We start from the raw sequence: 19,718 nt of genomic DNA, 5'->3' as shown, positions 1-19,718 counted from the left end.
CGTCACCGTCGATGGCCGCGCACTGCGCGGCGCACCCGACTGGCGCAAGGTCGGTCCGCCGACAATTTTCGGAAGTCAGCAGGCCGACTGAGTGCCGCGGCCATCGCCGCGTCTGGCTTGGGGTTCGCGGCTTGACCACGTTGTGTCAGGCACGACGTGGTGTGTCCGGCTACGGGTTGGCGTCTCAGTGATGGACCACGTCGTGCCTGACACGGGTCTCTATTTGATGTCGGCAATTGCGTTGCTGAAGCGTGCAATCAGCTCGTCGGTTTCATCAGCAGTGATGTTCAGCATCGGCGCGAGGCGGATCACGTTGCCATACAGACCGCCCTTGCCGACGAGCAGGCCGTGCGTCTTGCACGCTTCCATCAACTGCGTCGTGCGCTCGCGATCGGGTTCGATGCCACCCTCGTGGCAGAGCTCGATGGCCCACATCAGCCCGCGGCCGCGCAGCTCAGTGATCCACGGGGTGCGGTCGACGATCGGTTGTAGGGCGCCATGGAAACGGCCACCCATCGCCTTGGCGTTGCCCTGCAGGTCGTCAGCGAGCACCTGATCGAGTGTGGCAATTCCGGCGGCTGCCGACAGCGGGTTGCCACCGAAGGTCGAGAAGTGCAGCACGTCGATCGTGTTCATGATCTCGGCCCGTGCCACGATGCCGGCCAGGGTGATCCCGTTGCCGACGCCCTTGGCGAAGGTCAACATGTCCGGCACGACGTCATGTGCCTGGTAGCCCCAGAAGTGCTCGCCGGTGCGACCCCAGCCGGTCTGCACCTCGTCAGAGATGAACAGGATTCCGCGGTTCGACAACTCTTTCTGCATGGCTCCGAAGAACCCGTCGGGCGGTGTGGCGAACCCACCGACACCCTGAATTGGCTCGGCGATCAACCCGGCCACATCGCCGGCCGACGTCATGTCGAGGAGCTGCACGAGATCGTCGACGCACGCAGCCGTGAAGGCCTCATCGTCGAGATCCCGGAACGGCGAGCGCAGTCGGTAGCCGCCCTGCACAAAGGTCACCTGCAAGCCGCTGAGCGATGTCGAACTCCACGAAGCATGCGACGTGATCGCCTGCGTCGTGAACGATTTGCCGTGATAGCTGTTGCGCATCGCGAGAAACTGATTGCTCTTGCGGTAGCTCGTGGCCAGCAGTACCGCCGTGTCGTTTGCTTCGCTGCCCGATGCTGTAAAAAACACACGGGCGTCGGGGATGCCCGACTGGGCAGCGATCTTCTCGGCGAGCTCGATCATCGGTTCGCTGAGGTACAGGGTCGACGTGTGCATCACCTTGGCGGCTTGCTTTTGGACCGCGGCGGTGACGGCCGGGTTGTTGTGCCCGATCATCGTCGTCAGCACACCGCCGAAACAGTCGAGATAGCGATTGCCTTCGAGGTCCCAGACCCAGCTGCCTTCACCGCGGTCGATCGAGATCGGCTCGGCGTAATACGGCGAGACGAACGAGGGAAGCGATCGGCGGTACCGGGCGAGCAGTTCGGCGCTGGTGGTCATCCCCAAAGAGTACGACCCAGCGGCCCGGTCAGCTCGAAAAGACGAGCGAGTCGTCGGCGAATGCCTTGAACTCGAGTGCATTTCCTGACGGGTCGAGCAAAAACATCGTCGATTGTTCGCCGACCTCGCCGGCGAATCTGGTGTGCGGCTCGATCACGAACTCGGTGCCGGCAGCGACAAGGCGGTCGGCCAGTGCGTGCCATGCCTCCGGCGACAGCAGCACGCCGAAGTGCGGTACGGGGACGGAGTCGCCATCGACGTCGTTGGTGATTCGCTCGGTGGCGGTCTCTGACAGGTGTGCGACGAACTGGTGGCCGAAGAGGTCAAAGTCGACCCAGTGATCGGACGCGCGGCCCTCGGGGCAGCCGAGCAATTCGCCATAGAACGAACGGGCTGCGGCCAGATCGTGGACCGGCATGGCGAGATGGAAGCGGTGGAGTTCGGGCATCAGCTACTCACATTGGCAGGGCATAGGTGCCCTGTGCCGTCGCGGTGATCCTGTCGACGTTGTCGTCGGTCCACAGATGTACGGTGCCGACGACATTGCGTCGGCCCGCCTTCTCGAGTGTCGCCTTCGCCCAGAGCACGTTGCCCTGTGCGGGGCGGAGGTAGCGCATCGAGAGCTCAGAGGTCATCGCCATCGGCTCGATCCGGCCGATTGCTCCGAACACGAGATACCAGAGCGCTGCGTCGGCCAGCCCGAACTGTGTTGGGCCGGAGATGAATCCACCGGGGCGCAGGTTTTCGGGCTGGACGGCCGACTGGGCCAGCGCGTGTGTCGGGCTGATTTCCATGCATACGCGCCCGGTTCCGGGGAACTGTGCAGCGATCATGTCGTTGACCTCGATGGGCGTCGGGATACTCACGTCCAGGACCGTACCAACGGGAGAGATCGAGCTGCGGGGTGAACGTCGACGCCAGCATTCTCCTAAGTTTGGCCCCGTGACTGAATCGCTTGAACGTGTTGTTGTCGTCGGGGCCTCGTTGGCTGGTCTGCGTGCTGCAGAGACGCTGCGTCAGATGGGCTTCGCCGGGTCCGTGACGATCGTCGGGGCTGAGCTGCATCGACCGTATGACCGACCACCGCTGTCGAAGAAGTTGCTCTTGGGCGAATGGGAGCCCGAGCGGGTCCAACTGCGACAGCCCGACTCGTTCGGCGATCTTGACGTGGAGTGGAAGTTCGGCGTCGCCGCCTCACGACTCCGTGTGGCCGACAAGCAGATCGACCTGACCGACGGCAACTCGTTCGACTTCGACGGGCTGATTATCGCCACCGGGGCCACGCCGCGGCGCCTGCCTGAACAAGGCCGTCACCAACACGTCCACGTGTTGCGAACACTCGACGATGCGCTCGGCGTTCGGCAGCAGATCGCTGCAGGCGGCAAACGGGTCGTCGTGATTGGTGCCGGCTTCATTGGCCTCGAAGTTGCAGCGATCGCCCGACAGCTCGACAATGAGGTCGTCGTTCTCGAAGGTGGATCTGCCCCGCTGATTCGCGGTCTCGGTGCCGACATGGGCGCTGCCATCGCCGACATCCATCGAGCCCGCGGTATCGACGTGCGATGTGGCGTGACAGTCGACGGGCTGACCGAGATGGGTGTGCGCGTCGACGGCGAAGAACTTGCTGCCGATGTCGTGATCGTTGGCATCGGTGTCGTCCCGGCAACGCAGTGGCTCGACGACAGCGGCCTTGAGCTGCGCGACGGCATCGTCTGCGACCAGACACTCCGTGCAGCCCCAGGCATTTATGCCGCAGGCGACGTGGCGCGTTGGCCGAACCCACTGTTCGACGAGGAGATGCGCGTTGAGCACTGGACCAACGCCGCCGAACAGGGCGCGCTTGCGGCGAGCAACCTCCTCGCCGTTGCGGCTGGCGAGAACGCCGAGCCGTATGCACCCGTTCCATTTTTCTGGAGTGACCAGCTCGACCAGCGGATCCAATTTCTCGGTCGATCGGCGCCGGATGATGAGGTCGTTGTCGGTGCCGGTTCGGTCGCCGACGGCAAACTGCTCGCGCTCTACGGACGCAACGGCAAGCTCCACGGGGCCTTCGGCCTGAATGCCCCGCGCTGGGTGATGCCGATGCGCAAGTTACTGCTCGAACAGGCCAGTTTCGCCGACGCAGTGGCCCACGCAGCCACGCTTGAATGACGCTCAGCTCGATGGTCTGAGTGCTCCTGAGATTTGGTCCTCGTTGAGGAACAGTGCCTTGCCGATCGCGCGCAGGAGTTCGTCGTGTTCGGATCCGATCGTTTGCACGACCCCTTCGAACACAATCAGGCGGACCGGGCCGCTCGCCTCTTCGTTGAACAGGGTGATTGCTGCACGTAGCCCGTCGCTTGGCGCACTCGGCGGTGGGGTTTGCTTGGCAACCGATTCGGACTGGGCGCGGACGTCGTCGGCCAGCGCGATGGTCGTTGGGACCACGAGTTCGCCAACGTCACGAAGATGTCGCTGCTCGCCGCATCGTCGACAGCGCAGCATTGGTCGCGGCGCCTCGACCTCGCGGATCGACTTGCCAAACAACAGGCGATATCGGGAAATGTCGAACCGCTGATGCAGGCTCTCGAAGCGGCACTTTGGGCAGGTGCAGCGAAACGCTTCGCCCTCGCTGACCTTCTCGCCGATCCGCCAAATCGCTCGTGACTTCACGAGGTCGATGGTCTCTTGGTACTGCTTGTTGAACTGGTTGCCCAGCGAATCTCCCGCCGCCATGTCGCCATTCTGCCCCAGTCCCAGTCCCGTGCCCCCACCCCATCTCCCAAAATTGAGACCATCTGGCGGCGCAGGTGCAGAGTTCCGATCCCCATTTGGGCGCGCCGCCCCCCGCTTCCCGAAATGGAGACTGTTTCCCAGCGTTGGGGGTGAGGAATGGTCTCCATTTCGGGGAGCGGGGGGCGTGTGTGGCGGGTGTCGGAGGCGTATTCCCGAAATTGGTGTGAATCTTGAGTTGTTGCCACTCAGCATTGTTGTGCTTAGCGTGGCTACATGTCTACGACGACGACCACCCGCCTTCCCATTGCGCACCTTCCGTCCGCCGTTCTGCCCGGAGCGACCGTCACCCTGACCCTGTCCACCGATGAACTGCGCCGCGCCGTGCACGCTGCGACCGACAACTTCGGCGGCCGCCTGCTGCTGACGGGTGGCGACGAACACGACCTCGGCGCAATCGCCCGCGTTCCCAACGTCGGCAACCTGCCAACGGGCGAAGCAGCTGCCATCGTGCGCGTCGAAGGTCGCGCTCGAATCAGCGCCGTGCACTCCGAGTCGGGCAGCGCCTCGCTCGCTGACGCCGAGCTGCTGATCGACGGGCCGACAACGGCGAGCATCGATGCCGCCGCCCGTGAGCTGCGTGCCACGCTCCAACTGATTGCGGAAAAGCGCAACTCGCGTCGACTTCCTGAACTGCTCCGCACGGTGCAGGACCCGGGTGCGCTCGCCGACGCAGTTGCGCTCTGGGCGGAGTTTGCCGATGACGATCGCCTTGTTGTCTTGCGTGCCGTCGATGTCAGCGATCGCGTCAACGCCATCCACGCGTGGGCACGCAACCATCTCAACGAGTTGCAGGTCGCCGAGACGATTCGGAATGACGTCAGCGAAGGCATGGACAAGCAGCAACGCGACTATCTCTTGCGTCAACAGATGAACGCCATCCGCAAGGAACTCGGTGAGGGCGATGAGGACGTGAACGACGAGTACCGCACCAGGCTCGCCGACCTCGATGCGCCGGAATCGGTGAAGACGGCCATCACCAAGGAGCTCGACCGTTTCGATCGGATGAGCTCGCAGTCGCCCGAGCATTCGTGGATCCGGACGTGGCTCGATCGCATCTTCGAGATGCCGTGGGGTGAGCGCACCGACGACAACGTCGATCTCGTCGACGCTCAAGCTGTGCTCGACGCGGATCACTACGGCCTCGACGAGGTGAAGGACCGCATTATCGAGTTCCTCGCCACCCGCAAGCTGCGGCGCGATCGCGGCCTCGATGCTCGAATCGACGCCGACGGTGAGCGCACGGCGCGCGGCCAAGGCTCGGTCATTACTCTGGTCGGCCCTCCCGGCGTCGGCAAGACCAGCCTGGGTGAGTCGATTGCTCGTGCCATGGGCCGTGAGTTCGTCCGTGTCGCCCTCGGTGGGGTGCGCGACGAGTCGGAAATCCGCGGTCACCGGCGCACCTACGTTGGCTCGCAGCCCGGCCGTATCGTCCGTGCGCTGCAAGAAGCCAAGACGATGAACCCGGTCATTCTGCTCGACGAGGTCGACAAGATGGCCGCAGGCGGCTGGTCGGGCGATCCGACCGCGGCGCTGCTCGAAGTACTCGACCCGGCGCAGAACCACACGTTCCGCGACCACTACCTGGAAGTTGATCTCGACCTCTCCGAAGTCGTCTTCATCGCCACTGCCAACGTTGTCGACACCATTCCCGGCCCGCTACTCGATCGCATGGACATCGTGCGGCTCGACGGTTACACCGAGGCCGAGAAATCGTTCATTGCTCGCCGCTACCTCCTACCCCGACAGATCGAGCGGTCCGGTCTGCTGCCCGACGAAGTGGTCGTCGACGACCTCGTTATCAACGAGATCATCTCTGGATGGACCCGTGAAGCCGGCGTTCGCTCTCTTGAGCGCGAACTCGGACGGTTGGTCCGCAAGGTGACTTCGAAGGTCGCGACCGGCACGGAGACGCCGGTGAACATTGACGTCGACGGGCTGACTGACTGGATTGGTCGCCGCAAGGTGGATGACGAAGTCACTGCGCGCACCAACACCCCGGGCGTTGCGACTGGCCTCGCCGTCACTGGCGCCGGTGGCGACGTGCTCTTCATCGAGACCACGGCCTTCCCGACCGGGCCCGATAGCGAGCCGGGGCTCACGCTCACCGGCCAGCTCGGCGATGTGATGAAGGAGTCAGCACAGATAGCGCTCAACTACGTGCGATCTCATGCGGCCGAACTGGGCCTCGATCCCGATTCGATGCGCCAGCGGTTCCACGTCCATGTTCCCGCCGGTGCCATCCCGAAGGACGGTCCGTCCGCCGGGATCACCATGACCACTGCACTCGTGTCGCTGCTGTCTGGTCGAGCGGTGAAGCCGACGGTCGGGATGACTGGTGAGATCAACCTCCAGGGTCAAGTTCTCCCGATTGGCGGGCTGAAGCAGAAGGTGCTCGCTGCTCACCGGTTGGGCCTCACCGAGATCGTGCTGCCGAAGCGCAACGAGAAGGATCTCGAGGACGTGCCGGACAACATCAAGGCCGACATGACCTTCCACATCGCATCGACGTATGCCGACGTTGCAGCGGTGGCCTTCGAGCCAGTGGCCTGAGCGAACCGGTCACACTGAACCGGTCACACTGTGCCTGGCACAGTGTGACCTGGCACAGTGTGACCGTCAGCCGGGAATCTTGAAGACGCTCACCAGCGTGCAGCCGCTATCGGTGCGGAAGTCGTCGTGTGTCGTGCCAGCTTCGACGGCGTAGGCGTGGCCGACTTCCATCTGGACGCCTTGGGAGACCATTGAGCCTTCGAGGATGTAGCTGAACTCGGGCTCTTCGTGATGGTGGACCCCGCCGACATAGCCGGCGTCGAACTTGAAGGTGGCGATCATTCTGCCGTCTGCGGCGCCAAGCGACTTCATGGCAACGCCTTCACCCAGCACCTGCCAGTCCATTGCTTCGCCATCAGTGAAGGTCCAACCTGCAGGTGCGTTGCTCATCGGGCAACGGTAGCTCACCGTGTGCTGCGCGTGTCTGGCTGGCGTCCTGGCTGGCGTCCTGGCTGGCGTCCTGGTTGGGGGCCATGGCTGGGGGCCATGGCCGCGGGTCTGCTGGGCTCCCGTAAGCTCTCGCCCATGACCTCCTCGATGGTGTCAGGACCGACTTCGAATCTCTCGAATGTCTGGTTGAAGGTCACCGATCTCCAAGTCGTACGTGGCCTCGGTTGTCGCGTCTACGACGCGAACGACAACGCATATCTCGACTTCACCGCTGGCATTGCTGCGGCCTCGACGGGCCACTGCCACCCGAAGGTGGTGCAGGCCATTGCCGAACAGGCGCAGCGGTTCGTGCATGCGCAGGCAAACATTTACACCCACGATCTACTCGAGCCGGTTGCAGCCCGACTGGCCGAGCTGACGCCGAACTCGATCGACACATTCTTCTTCAGCAACTCGAGTGACGAGATCCTCGAGGCTGCGGTGAAGCTCGCCAAGCACGCCACCGGTCGCCGCAACATCATCACGTTCGACGGGGCATTCCACGGTCGCACGCTGCTGACGATGGCGATGTCGACGTCGCGGTCGATCGATCGCGAGGGGTATGGGCCCTTCCCGAGTGGCGTGTTCGTCGCCCCGTTCCCCGACCCGCACGCGTCCGATCAGGAAGCCGAGATCAGCCGCGCGTTGCGCGGCCTCGACCGGCTCTTCCAGACGCAGGTAGCAGCGCACGAAGTCGCGGCAATCATCATCGAACCCGTCATCGGCGAACGCGGGTATATCCCCACCCCGCGAGCGTTCATCGAAGGCCTCGACCAGCGCTGCCGAGAGAACGGGATCTTGTTCGTCGCCGACGAGACGCAGAGCGGTTTTGGTCGCACGGGCAAGATGTTCGCCATCGAAGAGCACGACATCGAACCGGACATCATCTGCATGTCGAAGGGGATTGCGTCTGGATTCCCGTTCGCCGCGCTCGGCACTCGTCGCGTCCATGACGACAAATGGACCCCCGGGAGCCATGGGGGTTCGTCCAATGGCACGCCGCTTGGCTGCGCGGCTGCCCTTGCAACGTTCGATGTGCTGACCGAACCCGGCTTCCTCGACAACGTGTCGGCACGCGGGACGCAGCTGACTGACTCGCTCCGAGACTTCCAGCAGCTGGATGATTCGATGCTCCATGTCCGGGGCCGCGGCCTCATGGTGGCGTGCGAGTTCGACTCGGCCGAACGTGCCGCAGCGATCGTCGGACACTGCCTGGCCGAGGGCAAAGTGATCCTGATGACTGCGGGCACCCGCAAGCGCACCATTCGCTGGATGCCGCCGCTTACCGTGACCTCTGACGAGATCCAAGAGGCGACCACGGCGTTCGCCGCTGCGATCCGCGCCACGGGCTGATCGAGCGTGGCACGCCTCGACAACGTCCGAGTTGGCGTCTGGCGCGGCATGCAGGCTCTCGTCGGTGAGATCGAACGGAATATCGACGACGAGCTCCGTGCCGAGTGGGACATTTCTCTCGGCTGGTTCGACGTCTTGGCTTCACTGCAGCGACTGGGTGGCCGGGCTCGCCCGCTCGACGTGTCGTCCGACATGCGTTTGCCGCCTTCGAGCGTCAGCCGTCGCCTCGATCGGCTCGAAGAAGAAGGCTGGATCGCGCGCCACAAATATGTCGATGCCAACGACCATCGGGCCGTCGACGTTGAGCTGACCAAGACCGGGCGCCGCCTGTGGCGCGAGATGTCGGTCACGTATCGCCGCTCGTTGCAGGCCTCGTTCGCTGTGCACCTCGACAACGCTGACATTGCCGACATGCAACGTGTGCTCGATCTGTTGGTCGACGCCGGTCAGGAAATCGACGACACGTCGCGTTCGGACCGAGCCAGCTGCTGATCGTTGTCGGACGGGGCGGGTTCTTTGCGCCGGGCGACAAATGAGCGAACGAACGTGTCAAGCCAGAGGCCAACCGCGAGCAGACCGATGGCCACGATGCCGTCCAGCCACCAGTGGTTGCCTGAGGCTGACACGACGATGATCGTGATGATCATGTGCAGCAGTAAGAACCATCGCCACCGGCTGGTGCTCACTGCAAAAATGCCGAGCGACACTACGGCGGCCCACCCAACATGGATCGAAGGCATCGCAGCGAATTGGTCAGAGACGCCGGTACCAACCGGGCCGTAGATCGACGGTCCGAATCGTTCTGACAGGTCTTCGTAGCCGAGGTCGGCGAGGAATCGTGGTGGGGCAACACGCCAGAACCGGATGACGAGACACATCCCGGTGAGAAAGACGAGACCGTTCCGCCAGTGCGCGAAGTGGGCGCGATGAAACACGAACAGCCAGACGAGAAAGGCGATGAGGGCGGGGACGTGCAGAACTGCGTAGTAGAGCGTGGTCGGCCAACCGAGCCAGTCGTGGCGCAAGATGAACTGCTGCAGCGACAGTTCGGTCGGCAAGTAGATCGCATCTTGGAAATCGACGATTGACCGGGCGCGCTCGATTGCGCCGTCGTCCTGGGCGAGCGGCAACCTCCGAGCGACGCGCCAGACGGCGTAGAGCGCCGAGATCAACGCGAACTCGACAGTCAGCTGCTCGGTGAACCCAGCAAGCTCATCAACGGACTTGCGTCGTCTGAGGACGAGCGCAACAATGCCGCTGAGGGCCGCCGCGATTGCTGCCTGTTCCCACGTCGGCCACTTCATTGTGGCCAATCGTGCCCAGTTCTGGCTGCGGGCACAACGTCGGGCGCGAGCGGAGTGGTGCTGCTGCGGCCGGTACCCTGAGTGCCATGCCGGCCTTCTCGACAGTCATCTGGGTGGGATTTGGGATTTTTTTTGGGTTCGTCCTGTGGAAGAGCGGTATCGCAATGCTGTATTCGATGACGCAGCTTCCACCCGAGCCATTGCCGACGGGCGAGATGCGAAAAGTGAGCCGAAAGTACCGCTGCGACAGCTGTGGTGTTGAGCTAAAAATGACGATGGCGCCTGACGAAGATCCACCTCCGCCGCGGCACTGCCTGGAAGATATGGCCGAAGTCGCCCCGCTCTACGACTGAGCATGTTTGGGTTCGGACCGAACCCCAGCACGCAATCCGTATCCACAGACCTGTGGATAAGAATGCATGGTTTCGCCCTCGGTCACACCAGTTTCCCACAGGGTGGAACTGGGCTCGGAACGGTGGTGAGTCAGTGCAGCGCTATTGCCACTTGGTGGCGGTGTACAGCCCGCCGAGGATGGCGATCAACCCAGCGAGGGTCGGCCAGTTGCTTTCGGTGAAGAACAAGTAACGCGCCATGATCAGCAAGCCGCCGCCGATGAGCAGCACAAGCATGATCACCGGAATCCAGTTTGGCGGGATCAACTGCTGGCGCTTTGGCTTTGGCGTGTACCGCGACGATGCAGCGACCTCATGGTCGGTATGCGTTGAGTTCGAACGCGGTGTGGGGCGGTCGCCGGGGCGGGAGCCCTTCTCTGTGACTCGTCCGCCACCAGTTTTTCGCTTCGGAGGTGCCATCGGGAGAAGAGCATAGAGGATGAACGGGCACCCCGAGAACAAGAACGCGAAACTGTCGCGTCAATCGCGCAATTCCTGATGTTGCATGTCAGGCGACTGTGCAGCGCGCCAGGAAGTTTCTGACCAGATTGTGGCCATGCTCGGTGAGAATCGACTCGGGGTGAAACTGCACACCTTCGATGTCGAGGCTGCGATGGCGGATCCCCATCACGACGCCATCTGCACTGCGCGCGGTGATCGCCAAGGTGTCGGGAATCGTGGCTGGATCGAGTGTGAGCGAGTGGTAACGGGTAGCGGTCAGCGGTGACGGGAGGCCCGCGAAGACGCCGATACCTTCGTGGTTGATCGGTGAGGTCTTGCCGTGCATGAGTTCGGGCGCACCAACAACTGATGCGCCGAAGACGTGACCGATTGCCTGGTGGCCGAGGCACACACCGAAGACCGGCGTAGCAGTGGCTGCGAACGCAGGAATTGCATCGCAAATGATGCCGCCGTCTTCTGGCCGCCCGGGGCCGGGCGAGAGTAACACGCCGTCGGGAGCGAGTGCGATTGCCTCGTCGACAGTGAGTTCGTCGTTGCGTACGACGATCGGCTCGGCACCCAACTCACCCAGGTATTGGACGAGGTTGTAGACGAAGCTGTCATAGCTGTCGATGACCAGGATGCGCGGCACGCAGCCAGTATGGCCCCCCGCTGTTCGAGTCCCCCGATCGATTTGATCGTGTCTCGAAAGTGGTGTGCGGCTACGGGGTTGTCGTGGTTGGCGCCGGGGTTGTCGTGGTTGGCGCCGGGGTGGTCGCTGGGGCGACGGTCGTGGCTGGTGGAACTGTTGTCTCCGGCGGCTGAGTGGTCGCCGGGAGTGTCGGCACGGTTTCGAGTGAGCGGCCGACGACGAGACTGATTTGAGTGCCGGGATCGGCCAGGCTGCCAGGCTCGAGGCTTTGCGACTGCACTCGCCCGTCGTCAGGGCTGCCGGCTGCCACATCGACGTATTCGACGGTGACGCTGAGGCCGCGACCCGTCAGTTCGTTGCGTGCCCGACCCTCGGTCTGGCCGACCACAGGAGGCACGGTGATCTGTTCAGGCCCATCCGACACGGTCAACGTGATGTTGCCACCGCGAGGAATGAGTTCGTTGGCGCCGGGCGACAATTCGATCACGGTGCCAGCGATGATCGTGGCGCTGGGTTGGCGAACAATTTCAACGACGAAGCCGTAGGGCTCACCCTGCAACACGTCGAGCGCAGCTTGTTCGGTTTGGCCGACGAGGAAGCCGGGGACCGACACGCCATCCGGTTGCCCGGCAACCACGAGGTCGACGACCGTTGCGGCGTTGGCCTGCGTCTGGGCAGGCGGGGTCATGCTGAGCACGGTGCCTTCACCGACCTGATCAGTCTGCTCGACAGTGATGGTGCCGATGCTGAATCCAGCCGCCTCGAGTGTGAGGCGGGCGTCTTCAAGCGAGATACCGACCACGTTCGGGATCGGGCCAACCTGCGGATCGGGATTGAAGAACACCACGACTTCCTGGCCTTCAATCATCGCAGTGCCAGCTGGCGGTTCAGTGCGGATCACGAAGTCGATGGCAAAGTCGCCGTTCTCTTCGGCCTGTGTTCGGAAGGCGAGGCGGAGCCCATCGAGTTCGGCCACGACGTCGGCTCTGGGTCGATTGGAGTAGTCGGCCAGCGTGACTTGCTGCGGCTCGACGGTGGTCTGTTCTTCGGTGTTCAACGACTGGAAGAGCAGAACGCCGCCGATGACGAGGGCGATCAGCGCGACGAATGCGGCTAAGGCGTACCAGCCGGTTCGGGATCCGTCGGAGTCGTAGTAGGCGGCGTCAGGCGAGGCGCCCGGTGGATAGCCAGCCTCGTACATGCCGGACTGCGCGACGCCGCCAGCTCGCGGCTGGACCGCAGGAATGCGGGGCGCAGTGATTGGGTTGATTGTGGTTGCACCGACTGCGGTGGTGATTGCGCCATCGGCGCCGGGCATCGGGACGCCCTGGGCTGAGGCTGCAGCCGACAGGGCGAGGACTGGCTCGTCGTTGCGGAAACGGCGGAGGTCGTCACGCAATGCGCCCGCACTCGGGTAGCGCAGCTTGGGATCTTTGGCGAGCAGCTTGGCGACGATCGCTTCAAACGCCCGCGGTACGTCGGCGACGAGTTGGACGAGCGGCTGCGGTGCGTCGTGCACCTGCTTGTAGGCGATGCTGACTGGGTTCTCACCGGTAAACGGTGGCCGGCCACTGACCATCTCGTACATGACGATGCCGAGCGAATACAGATCGCTGCGTGGGTCGGGCTGAGCGCCCTGAGCCTGCTCAGGGGAGAAGTACGTGGCCGTGCCCATCACCGAACCAACCTGTGTGAGGTTGGCCTCGGTTGGAGCGTTCATCGCACGAGCAATGCCAAAGTCGGCGACCTTCACCTGGCCGTTGGACCCGATCAAGATGTTGGCCGGCTTGATGTCGCGGTGGGCCACGCCGCCGTCGTGCGCGAAGCCGAGCGCTGCGGCCACCTCGCTGGCAATCTCAGCTGCCTGCTTGGCGGTGAGCTGCTTGTTTGCCTTCAAGATGTCGGCGAGGGTTCGACCCTGCACCTCTTCCATCGCAATGAAGTACGTGCCCTCGAACTTGCCCCAGTCGTACACGTTGACGATGTTTGGATGCGACAGGTTGGCTGCCGACTGCGCTTCTCGCCGGAACCGCTCGACGAAGTTTTCGTCGGTTGCGAACTGCGGGAAGAGCACCTTCATGGCGACCTGGCGATCGAGCAACAGGTCGCGCGCGGAGAAGACGTCGGCCATACCGCCGCGTCCGATCCGCTTGTGGACCTCGTATCGGTCGTTGATGACCGTTGCTTCGTCGTTGTTGCTCATGTCAGAGAGTCCGCCCGAAGGCGATTCGCCAGACTATCGAGGGACGGGGCAACACAGACTTCGCGCATCATGTGGCTCCTTGGCCGGTGAGGAGAAAGTCGAGCATGCCTTTGGCGATCGGGCCAGCCAGACGGCCGCCCGTGGCCGACACGTCTTGCGTGGACTGGACGTTGGTGAGTACGACTGAGATCGCGAATCGCGGATTTTCAGCGGGAGCGAACGCAATGATCCACGCATGGGAGAGGTCGGGGTTGCTCTCGATACCGAGTTCGGCGGTGCCCGTTTTCGCTGCTGCTTGGATGCCGCCATTGAGGGTCATGCAGCAGCTGGCCGTGCCCGACTGGACCACGCCGATCATGAACTCGGTTTCGAGCGCCGCCGTCGCGGGTGAGATCGGGGTTTTCCACACGCTCGGGGAGGTGCGGTCGAGTTGCCGGCCGGCCCGGTCGAACGTGGCATCGACGACGTACGGGGTCATCATCTGGCCGCCGTTTGCCACCGCACCGGCGACCATTGCCATGTGCAGCGGCACCATCTGATCTTCGCTCTGCCCGAAGCCACGGATCGCAAGGAGCGGCAGGGTCTGGGCGAGGTTCTCTGTGTTGCCGATGGTTGAGGTTGCAGCCCGTGGCAAGTCGATCGGAAGCTGTTCTCCGATGCCCCAGTTCTGGGTGCCGGCGATGAATCGGTCGACGCCCAGTTCGATCGCGGTCTTGGCGAACGGGATGTTGCAGCTCTTTCGGAACACTTCGGCCATGTCTCCGCCGCATTCGCTGCCGTTGTAGTTGTTGATTGGATCGTTGGTCTGTGGCGGCACGTACTGCCGCTCACGTGGAAAGTTTGTCTCACGGGTGAGTACGCCGGCTTCGAGACCGATGCCGGTCGTGATCACCTTGAAGGTCGATCCGGGCATGTAGCGCTCTTGGTAGGCGTTGGCCAGCAGCGGGTTTCCGTCGGCGTTCTGGAGCGCGGTGATCGCGTCTTGGGCCTCCTCAAATGGCACACCGACGAAATCGTTGGGGTCATAGGAGGGATTCGAGTACATGGCGATGACGGCACCGGTGTTTGGATCGATGACGCTGACCGACCCCTCGCGAGAACCGAGGGCAAACTTTGCAGCGAGCTGGGCGTCATGGCGAAGCGTGAGCTGCACGGTGCCCGAGTTGTCGACGGCGCCTTCGAGGAGGTTGCCGAGACCGCGTACTTGCTGCGCTGCGGTCGAGCCGACCAGCACGTCGCCGAACTGTCGCTCGACTTGGGTCGACCCGAAGTCTTTCGTGAAATAGCCGGTGACGTTCGACATCACATCGCCGGTCGGGTAATCGCGCACGAAGTCGAGATTCTCGTTGGTGGTGTCCGGAAGGGACCGTGCAACGACCACGCCGTCGGCCGAAATGATGTTGCCGCGCGGTCGGTTGAACTCGCGCAGAACCTGCCGCGTGTTGTCGAACTTCGCGTCGAGCTCTTCCTTCTGGCCAACCTGCCAGTAGTTGAGTGCGACGAACAGGACGACGTAGCAGACCATGAGGCCGACAGCGAGCTGGCGGATCTTCTGATTCACGACTGCTCTCCGCTCGGTGTTACTTCGTGTGACTGCTCACGTGCGATGTCTTCATTGCTGCGCCCGCGCTGGGGCTGAGCATCACGGGAGAGCCCCAGTCGCAGTTGCCAGTCTCGGAGGCGGGCGCGCCAGCCCGTCGGCTTGGCGTTACTCACGACACGGCCTTGACGAAGTCGGCGGGGGTCTCGCCGCGTTTGATCGCCCTACGGATTCGACGCGACAGCCTCCACCCCTTCCAGCGCTCGCCAGTGGTTGGGTCGTCTGGCAGTTCGCCCAGGCGGCGCGCCGCGGAGTCGCTGACTCGGATCAGGAGTGCGAGGAGGATGTAGTTCGAGAGGAGCGACGAGCCGCCATAGCTGACAAACGGGAGGGTGATACCGGTGAGCGGGATCACTTTGAGGACGCCGCCAATGATGATGAATGCCTGGACGCCGACGATCGTCGTGAGGCCGGTGGCGAGCAACTTTTCAAACGTGCGATCGGTGCGCAATGCAGTGCGCAGCCCGGCACCCACGATGAGGACGTACGACATCAGGATCGCCGTCGCGCCAATGAGCCCAAACTCTTCACCGATCGAGGCGAAGATGAAGTCGTTTTGGGCTTCGGGGACTTGGCCGGGGTTGCCGCGGCCGAGGCCTGTGCCGAGCAGACCACCGTCGGCAAGGCCGTACAGCGCCTGGATGGTCTGGTAGCCCCCACCGAGCGGGTCGTCCCATGGGTTGATCCAGTTGCTGACGCGAGTCTGGACGTGCGTGAAGTTCGACCACGAGAACCAGGCCGCTGCGCCGAACAGAATCGCGCCGACGAAGAGGTAGCCGGCGTTCTCGGTGGCGACCCACATCATCACGACGAACAGTGTGAAGAAGAGGAGCGATGAGCCGAGGTCGCGCTCGCCGACCATGACGACGACGGCGAATCCCCATGCCACGATGATCGGCAGGATGTAGCGCGGCTCGGGGAGGTAGAACGGGCCAACCTTCCAGGTCTTCGCAGCGATCAACTCGCGTCGCTCGGCGAGGTAGGCGGCGAAGAAGATGGCGAGCGCGATCTTGGCGAACTCACCGGGCTGGAAGTTGATTGGGCCGATGCTCACCCAGATGCGTGCGCCGTTGAATGTCTGGCCGACGCCTGGCACCATTGGGAGCAGCAGCAGGAACGCACCGGCGAAAAAGAACAGCCATTTTTTGTTGGCCAGGTCGGTCGTGCGTTGGACGAACAGCAGGGTGCCGACGAAGATCCCGATGGCCATCAGGCTCCATGTGGCTTGGAGGCCGGCGAGGCGGTCATCGAGGCGCGTGATCATCACGAAGCCAATGCCGTGAAGGAGTGCGGCGAGGGGGAGGAGCGTGCCGTCGGCGCCGCGTGCAACCAGACGCACGACGATGTGTGCGCAGACCAGCAGGCCGAGCAGGATGCCGACGAACACGACGATCCCCGGCGGAATTTCAGCGTTCGTACCGAGTGCGGCGACGGCGTAGGCGACAGCGGTGATCAATCCCGCCATGACGATCAGCGTCAGTTCGGTATTGCGTCGCCGTGCGGCGATGGGCGAGCGCCTTCGATGGCTGGGTTGATCGTCGATCAGTCCGTCAGCCATCGCAATCAGGGCACCGTTGTGGTCGCGGCTGCCGTGGTGGTGCGAGGTGCAGTTGTCGAAGGTGTATTTGTCGCCACGGTGGAGGTGACGGCGCTCGTCGGCGCAACAACTTTGACCGTCGTGGGTGGCACGGTTTTCGTCGTTGTCGTCGTTGTCGTCGTTGTCGTCGAGGTCGGCGGGATTGTCGTGATGAACTCGACTGCGTCGACACGCGTGCTGAAGCGAGGGCGGGCCTCGATTGCCTTGATGGTGTCGTCGTCGAGAATGCCGCGGGCTGGGCCCCCCGAGTCGATCGTTGGGTCGAACCACAGCACGCCGCCGGTCTGGCCCTTGTAAATGGTGGCGACGTCATCGTTGTTGAACTCGATGTAGTAGCCGCGGCGCGCCCAGGAAGCGAAGACCGCGAAACCGATCACGATCGCTGCAGCGAGCACCATTGCGAGAATGAACCGCTTCGGGCCGCGGTCGGGCTTCTTCTTGCCTTCGACAGGTTCGCCGGTAGCGGCCTCAAGCGCATTCGTGTCGCTGTCGGCGTCGATCGAGAGGCTGCCTGCCGGTGTCGGATCGACGTCATCGGCCCACAGGGGAACGACGTCGATCTCCAACGTCGGGTCTGGCGGGTCGTCGCCTTCGAGGACGTCGACGACAATCACGGTGATGTTGTCGCGGCCACCGGCTTCGTTGGCTTGGGCAACCAGACGCTCGGCCGCCTCTTGTGGGTCCTTCAGGGTGGTGATCGTCTCGAGGATGTCGGGGTCGGCCACTTCGTCGACAAGGCCGTCGCTACAGAGCAGGAACCGGTCGCCCCGAATCAGGGGCAGCGTCCACCAGTCGACCTTGACGTCGGGCTCGATACCGAGTGCACGGGTGATGATGTTGCGGCGCGGGTGGGTGCGGGCCTCGTCTTCGGAGATGTGGCCTGTCGACACCAACTCCTGCACGTAGCTGTGATCAACCGTGACGCGCCGCAGGCGGCCGTGGCGTAGTAGGTAAGTGCGTGAGTCGCCGACGTTGGCGAGCACGAGAGCCTCCGAGGGCTGGGCTGCCCTGATCGGCGTCATTTTTCCGTCGTCGTTGACATCGAGGTTTGGTGCGCCGCGTCCGGCGAGTTTGTCGCCGATGACCGCAATTGCAGTGACCGTGGTGCCCATGCCGGCCTGGCCAGGGTTTGCGATCGCCGCACGGAAAATGTCGCCGTTCGCATTCGAGATCGAGTCGACCACGGTGCTGGCTTCGGGGAGGCCGTCGACGTCGAGGTCGGCACGGATTCGCTCGACGGCGATCTGGCTCGCGACCTCTCCGGCTTCGTGGCCACCCATGCCATCGGCGACAACAAACACACCGTCGACTGCGACGAGATTGTCTTCGTTCTGCGCTCGGATCTGGCCAACGTGTGTGGCTGATCCCCAGTTGAGTGAAGCCACTATTGGGCCTCAATGACGGTGGTGCCGACCTGGATGCGGTCGCCAGTATGGAGGAGCTTGGCGCCCACGATCTTGTTGCCATTGTGGAACGTGCCGTTGGTCGACCCAAGGTCTTCGAGCATTGGCTGGCCTTCGTAGTCGTAGATGCGAAAGTGCAGTTGGGAGACGAACGAGTCGTCATCGATCGTGAACGAGCAGCTCGGATCGCGGCCGAGCGTGATCTCGCCGGCCATCGCCACCGTGGTGCCACGCCGCGCTCGCGGTTCGAGGATCACCAGGCGGCCGACGCGGCTGGAGCGGCCCGAGCGGCCCTTCTGCGCCTTGCGCGACTGTTGGGCTGGCCGCTGTTGTGCCTGTCGTTGTTTCCCCGTCGGTGCGCTGTCTCGACGCTGCTGTGGTGGCCCGGCCTGAATGGCATGTTGCTTCGGTGTGCGGACTTCGCTCCATACGGCCCAGAGCACGCGAGCAAAGAAGAGGTAGAGCAGCCCGAGGAGGGCGAACTTCAAAATGTTGAGGATTTGGTCGGTCATCGCTGCCGCTGCGTTCCCTGAGCGAGCACCGGAACGCTCGCGCTCAAGATGCCTCGAAGCGGACGTGCGTCGAGCCGAAGCTGACGATGTCGCCGTCGTTGAGTCGCTGTTCGCCCACGATGCGTATGCCGTTGATCATCGTGCCGTTGGTCGACCCGAGGTCGACGGCGATGTACGCCTTCGTGCCGGTGCGGATCTCGGCGTGGTTACGGCTGACGTTTGTGTCGTTGATCGAGATCGTGCATTCGGGCAACCGGCCGACAGTGGTGGCGTTTTCGCCGAGGGTGACACGTTTGCCGGATGGTAGGACGAGTGAGCCGGCGCCGAGGCCGCCGGCGGCCTGCTTGAGCTGAGCGACGACGCCGAATCGGCCGGTCTTCAAGTTGTTGTCGACCATCAACCTGACAATGACCGGGCCCATGAAGTGGTAGCTCTCCTCGCGGGCGTACTCGCGTGCGGCTTCGGCGAGTTCGGTAATGAGGGCGTCTTCGATGTCGTTGAAACCGTTGTGATCGGTGGCGCTCAGCAGGACGGTGAAGTCGTTGGGGACGATGCGACGGCCCTTGACATCGACGTTGCGATTGTCGTCCATCTCGCGTACGAGGCGGCGGCCGAGTTCGATTGGACGGATGGATCCGCGGGTACGACGAGTGAACACACCCTCGACCATACGCTCCAGGCGCCTCTCCATTGACTGCAATCCCATGAGGGTTGCGAGGATACTTCGCTCGCGCCCCGCTCGGCTGTCGCAAGTGTCCCATTCCCCTGTTGCATTCCTGTGTCCTTTCGTGTGTCCTTTCGTGTGTCCTTTCGTGTGTCCCTTCGTGAATCCCTTCGCGAAGGGTTCAAAAGCGGACATTGCGCGTGGAGATCCTGGACGCGCCCGGTTATCGTTCAGCCTCCACTTGCGCGAGTGGCGGAATGGCAGACGCGCCAGCTTCAGGTGCTGGTGTCCGTAAGGGCGTGGGGGTTCAAGTCCCCCCTCGCGCACAAGAAAT

19 protein-coding genes and 1 tRNA gene are annotated in these 19,718 nt (G+C 63.3%); 6 read left to right on the top strand and 14 right to left on the bottom strand.

The window, feature by feature from the left end:
• Nucleotides 1-219: 219 nt before the first annotated feature.
• Genes ACH2EI_RS16970 through ACH2EI_RS16960 form a run of 3 tightly spaced genes read right to left on the bottom strand, consistent with a single transcriptional unit; the run spans nt 220 to nt 2,375 of the window.
• On the bottom strand, nt 220-1,509 hold the full coding sequence (locus ACH2EI_RS16970) for an aspartate aminotransferase family protein (RefSeq protein WP_395155971.1): 1,290 nt from the start codon (nt 1,507-1,509) through the stop codon (nt 220-222).
• 28 nt (nt 1,510-1,537) lie between these two features.
• Nucleotides 1,538-1,957, bottom strand: coding sequence for a VOC family protein (locus ACH2EI_RS16965; RefSeq protein WP_395155969.1), 420 nt, complete (start codon nt 1,955-1,957; stop codon nt 1,538-1,540).
• A 7-nt stretch (nt 1,958-1,964) separates the two neighbouring features.
• Nucleotides 1,965-2,375, bottom strand: coding sequence for a PaaI family thioesterase (locus ACH2EI_RS16960; protein WP_395155967.1), 411 nt, complete (start codon nt 2,373-2,375; stop codon nt 1,965-1,967).
• A 76-nt stretch (nt 2,376-2,451) separates the two neighbouring features.
• On the opposite strand from ACH2EI_RS16960, the gene ACH2EI_RS16955 reads away from it, so the two are divergent.
• Nucleotides 2,452-3,660 carry an NAD(P)/FAD-dependent oxidoreductase gene (locus ACH2EI_RS16955; RefSeq protein ID WP_395160898.1) on the top strand — a complete coding sequence of 403 codons (1,209 nt, stop codon included), beginning with the start codon at nt 2,452-2,454 and terminating at the stop codon, nt 3,658-3,660.
• Nucleotides 3,661-3,663: 3 nt separating this feature from the next.
• On the opposite strand, the gene ACH2EI_RS16950 is transcribed toward ACH2EI_RS16955, so the two are convergent.
• Nucleotides 3,664-4,224 carry a hypothetical protein gene (locus ACH2EI_RS16950; protein ID WP_395155963.1) on the bottom strand — a complete coding sequence of 187 codons (561 nt, stop codon included), beginning with the start codon at nt 4,222-4,224 and terminating at the stop codon, nt 3,664-3,666.
• A gap of 273 nt (nt 4,225-4,497) precedes the next feature.
• On the opposite strand from ACH2EI_RS16950, the gene lon reads away from it, so the two are divergent.
• Complete coding sequence (gene lon / locus ACH2EI_RS16945) at nt 4,498-6,834, top strand: endopeptidase La (RefSeq protein ID WP_395155961.1); 2,337 nt, start codon at nt 4,498-4,500, stop codon at nt 6,832-6,834.
• Nucleotides 6,835-6,900: 66 nt separating this feature from the next.
• On the opposite strand, the gene ACH2EI_RS16940 is transcribed toward lon, so the two are convergent.
• Complete coding sequence (locus ACH2EI_RS16940) at nt 6,901-7,224, bottom strand: cupin domain-containing protein (RefSeq protein ID WP_395155959.1); 324 nt, start codon at nt 7,222-7,224, stop codon at nt 6,901-6,903.
• Between the two features lie 135 nt (nt 7,225-7,359).
• Between ACH2EI_RS16940 and ACH2EI_RS16935 the strand changes: the two genes are divergently transcribed.
• Together ACH2EI_RS16935 and ACH2EI_RS16930 are read left to right on the top strand one after the other, a co-directional pair.
• Nucleotides 7,360-8,616, top strand: a complete 1,257-nt coding sequence (locus ACH2EI_RS16935) for an aspartate aminotransferase family protein (protein ID WP_395155957.1) — start codon at nt 7,360-7,362, stop codon at nt 8,614-8,616.
• A 6-nt stretch (nt 8,617-8,622) separates the two neighbouring features.
• Entirely contained in the window at nt 8,623-9,108 is a 486-nt protein-coding gene (locus ACH2EI_RS16930) for a MarR family winged helix-turn-helix transcriptional regulator (RefSeq protein ID WP_395155955.1), read from the top strand.
• Here the strand turns inward: ACH2EI_RS16930 and ACH2EI_RS16925 are convergent.
• Nucleotides 9,063-9,920, bottom strand: a complete 858-nt coding sequence (locus tag ACH2EI_RS16925) for a phosphatase PAP2 family protein (protein WP_395155953.1) — start codon at nt 9,918-9,920, stop codon at nt 9,063-9,065. The genes ACH2EI_RS16930 and ACH2EI_RS16925 overlap by 46 nt on opposite strands.
• Nucleotides 9,921-10,006: 86 nt before the next feature.
• Between ACH2EI_RS16925 and ACH2EI_RS16920 the strand changes: the two genes are divergently transcribed.
• Nucleotides 10,007-10,273: a hypothetical protein gene (locus ACH2EI_RS16920; RefSeq protein WP_395155952.1), complete on the top strand. Its 267-nt coding sequence runs from the start codon at nt 10,007-10,009 to the stop codon at nt 10,271-10,273.
• A gap of 141 nt (nt 10,274-10,414) precedes the next feature.
• On the opposite strand, the gene ACH2EI_RS16915 is transcribed toward ACH2EI_RS16920, so the two are convergent.
• The 8 genes from ACH2EI_RS16915 to ACH2EI_RS16880 all read right to left on the bottom strand — a co-directional run bounded on the left by ACH2EI_RS16915 (nt 10,415) and on the right by ACH2EI_RS16880 (nt 19,411).
• On the bottom strand, nt 10,415-10,732 hold the full coding sequence (locus ACH2EI_RS16915; RefSeq protein ID WP_395160896.1) for a hypothetical protein: 318 nt from the start codon (nt 10,730-10,732) through the stop codon (nt 10,415-10,417).
• Nucleotides 10,733-10,820: 88 nt separating this feature from the next.
• On the bottom strand, nt 10,821-11,405 hold the full coding sequence (locus tag ACH2EI_RS16910) for an anthranilate synthase component II (RefSeq protein WP_395155948.1): 585 nt from the start codon (nt 11,403-11,405) through the stop codon (nt 10,821-10,823).
• Between the two features lie 70 nt (nt 11,406-11,475).
• A complete protein-coding gene (gene pknB, locus ACH2EI_RS16905; protein ID WP_395155946.1) occupies nt 11,476-13,608 on the bottom strand; it encodes a Stk1 family PASTA domain-containing Ser/Thr kinase in 2,133 nt (710 codons plus the stop codon).
• A gap of 67 nt (nt 13,609-13,675) precedes the next feature.
• Entirely contained in the window at nt 13,676-15,169 is a 1,494-nt protein-coding gene (locus tag ACH2EI_RS16900; RefSeq protein WP_395155944.1) for a peptidoglycan D,D-transpeptidase FtsI family protein, read from the bottom strand.
• Between the two features lie 151 nt (nt 15,170-15,320).
• Entirely contained in the window at nt 15,321-16,766 is a 1,446-nt protein-coding gene (locus ACH2EI_RS16895) for an FtsW/RodA/SpoVE family cell cycle protein (RefSeq protein ID WP_395155942.1), read from the bottom strand.
• A 5-nt stretch (nt 16,767-16,771) separates the two neighbouring features.
• Nucleotides 16,772-18,190, bottom strand: a complete 1,419-nt coding sequence (locus ACH2EI_RS16890; RefSeq protein WP_395160894.1) for a protein phosphatase 2C domain-containing protein — start codon at nt 18,188-18,190, stop codon at nt 16,772-16,774.
• The gene (locus tag ACH2EI_RS16885; RefSeq protein ID WP_395155938.1) at nt 18,190-18,720 is read right to left on the bottom strand and encodes an FHA domain-containing protein; all 531 of its coding nucleotides are present in this window, start codon (nt 18,718-18,720) and stop codon (nt 18,190-18,192) included. The genes ACH2EI_RS16890 and ACH2EI_RS16885 overlap by 1 nt, the downstream gene beginning before the upstream one ends.
• 43 nt (nt 18,721-18,763) lie before the next feature.
• Entirely contained in the window at nt 18,764-19,411 is a 648-nt protein-coding gene (locus tag ACH2EI_RS16880; RefSeq protein WP_395156013.1) for an FhaA domain-containing protein, read from the bottom strand.
• Between the two features lie 216 nt (nt 19,412-19,627).
• Between ACH2EI_RS16880 and ACH2EI_RS16875 the strand changes: the two genes are divergently transcribed.
• Nucleotides 19,628-19,710, top strand: a tRNA-Leu gene (locus tag ACH2EI_RS16875).
• Nucleotides 19,711-19,718: the final 8 nt, after the last annotated feature.

It is taken from the genome of Ilumatobacter sp. (assembly GCF_041688325.1).
GTDB lineage: Bacteria > Actinomycetota > Acidimicrobiia > Acidimicrobiales > Ilumatobacteraceae > Ilumatobacter_A.
This window is presented reverse-complemented; position numbering and strand designations above follow the sequence as displayed.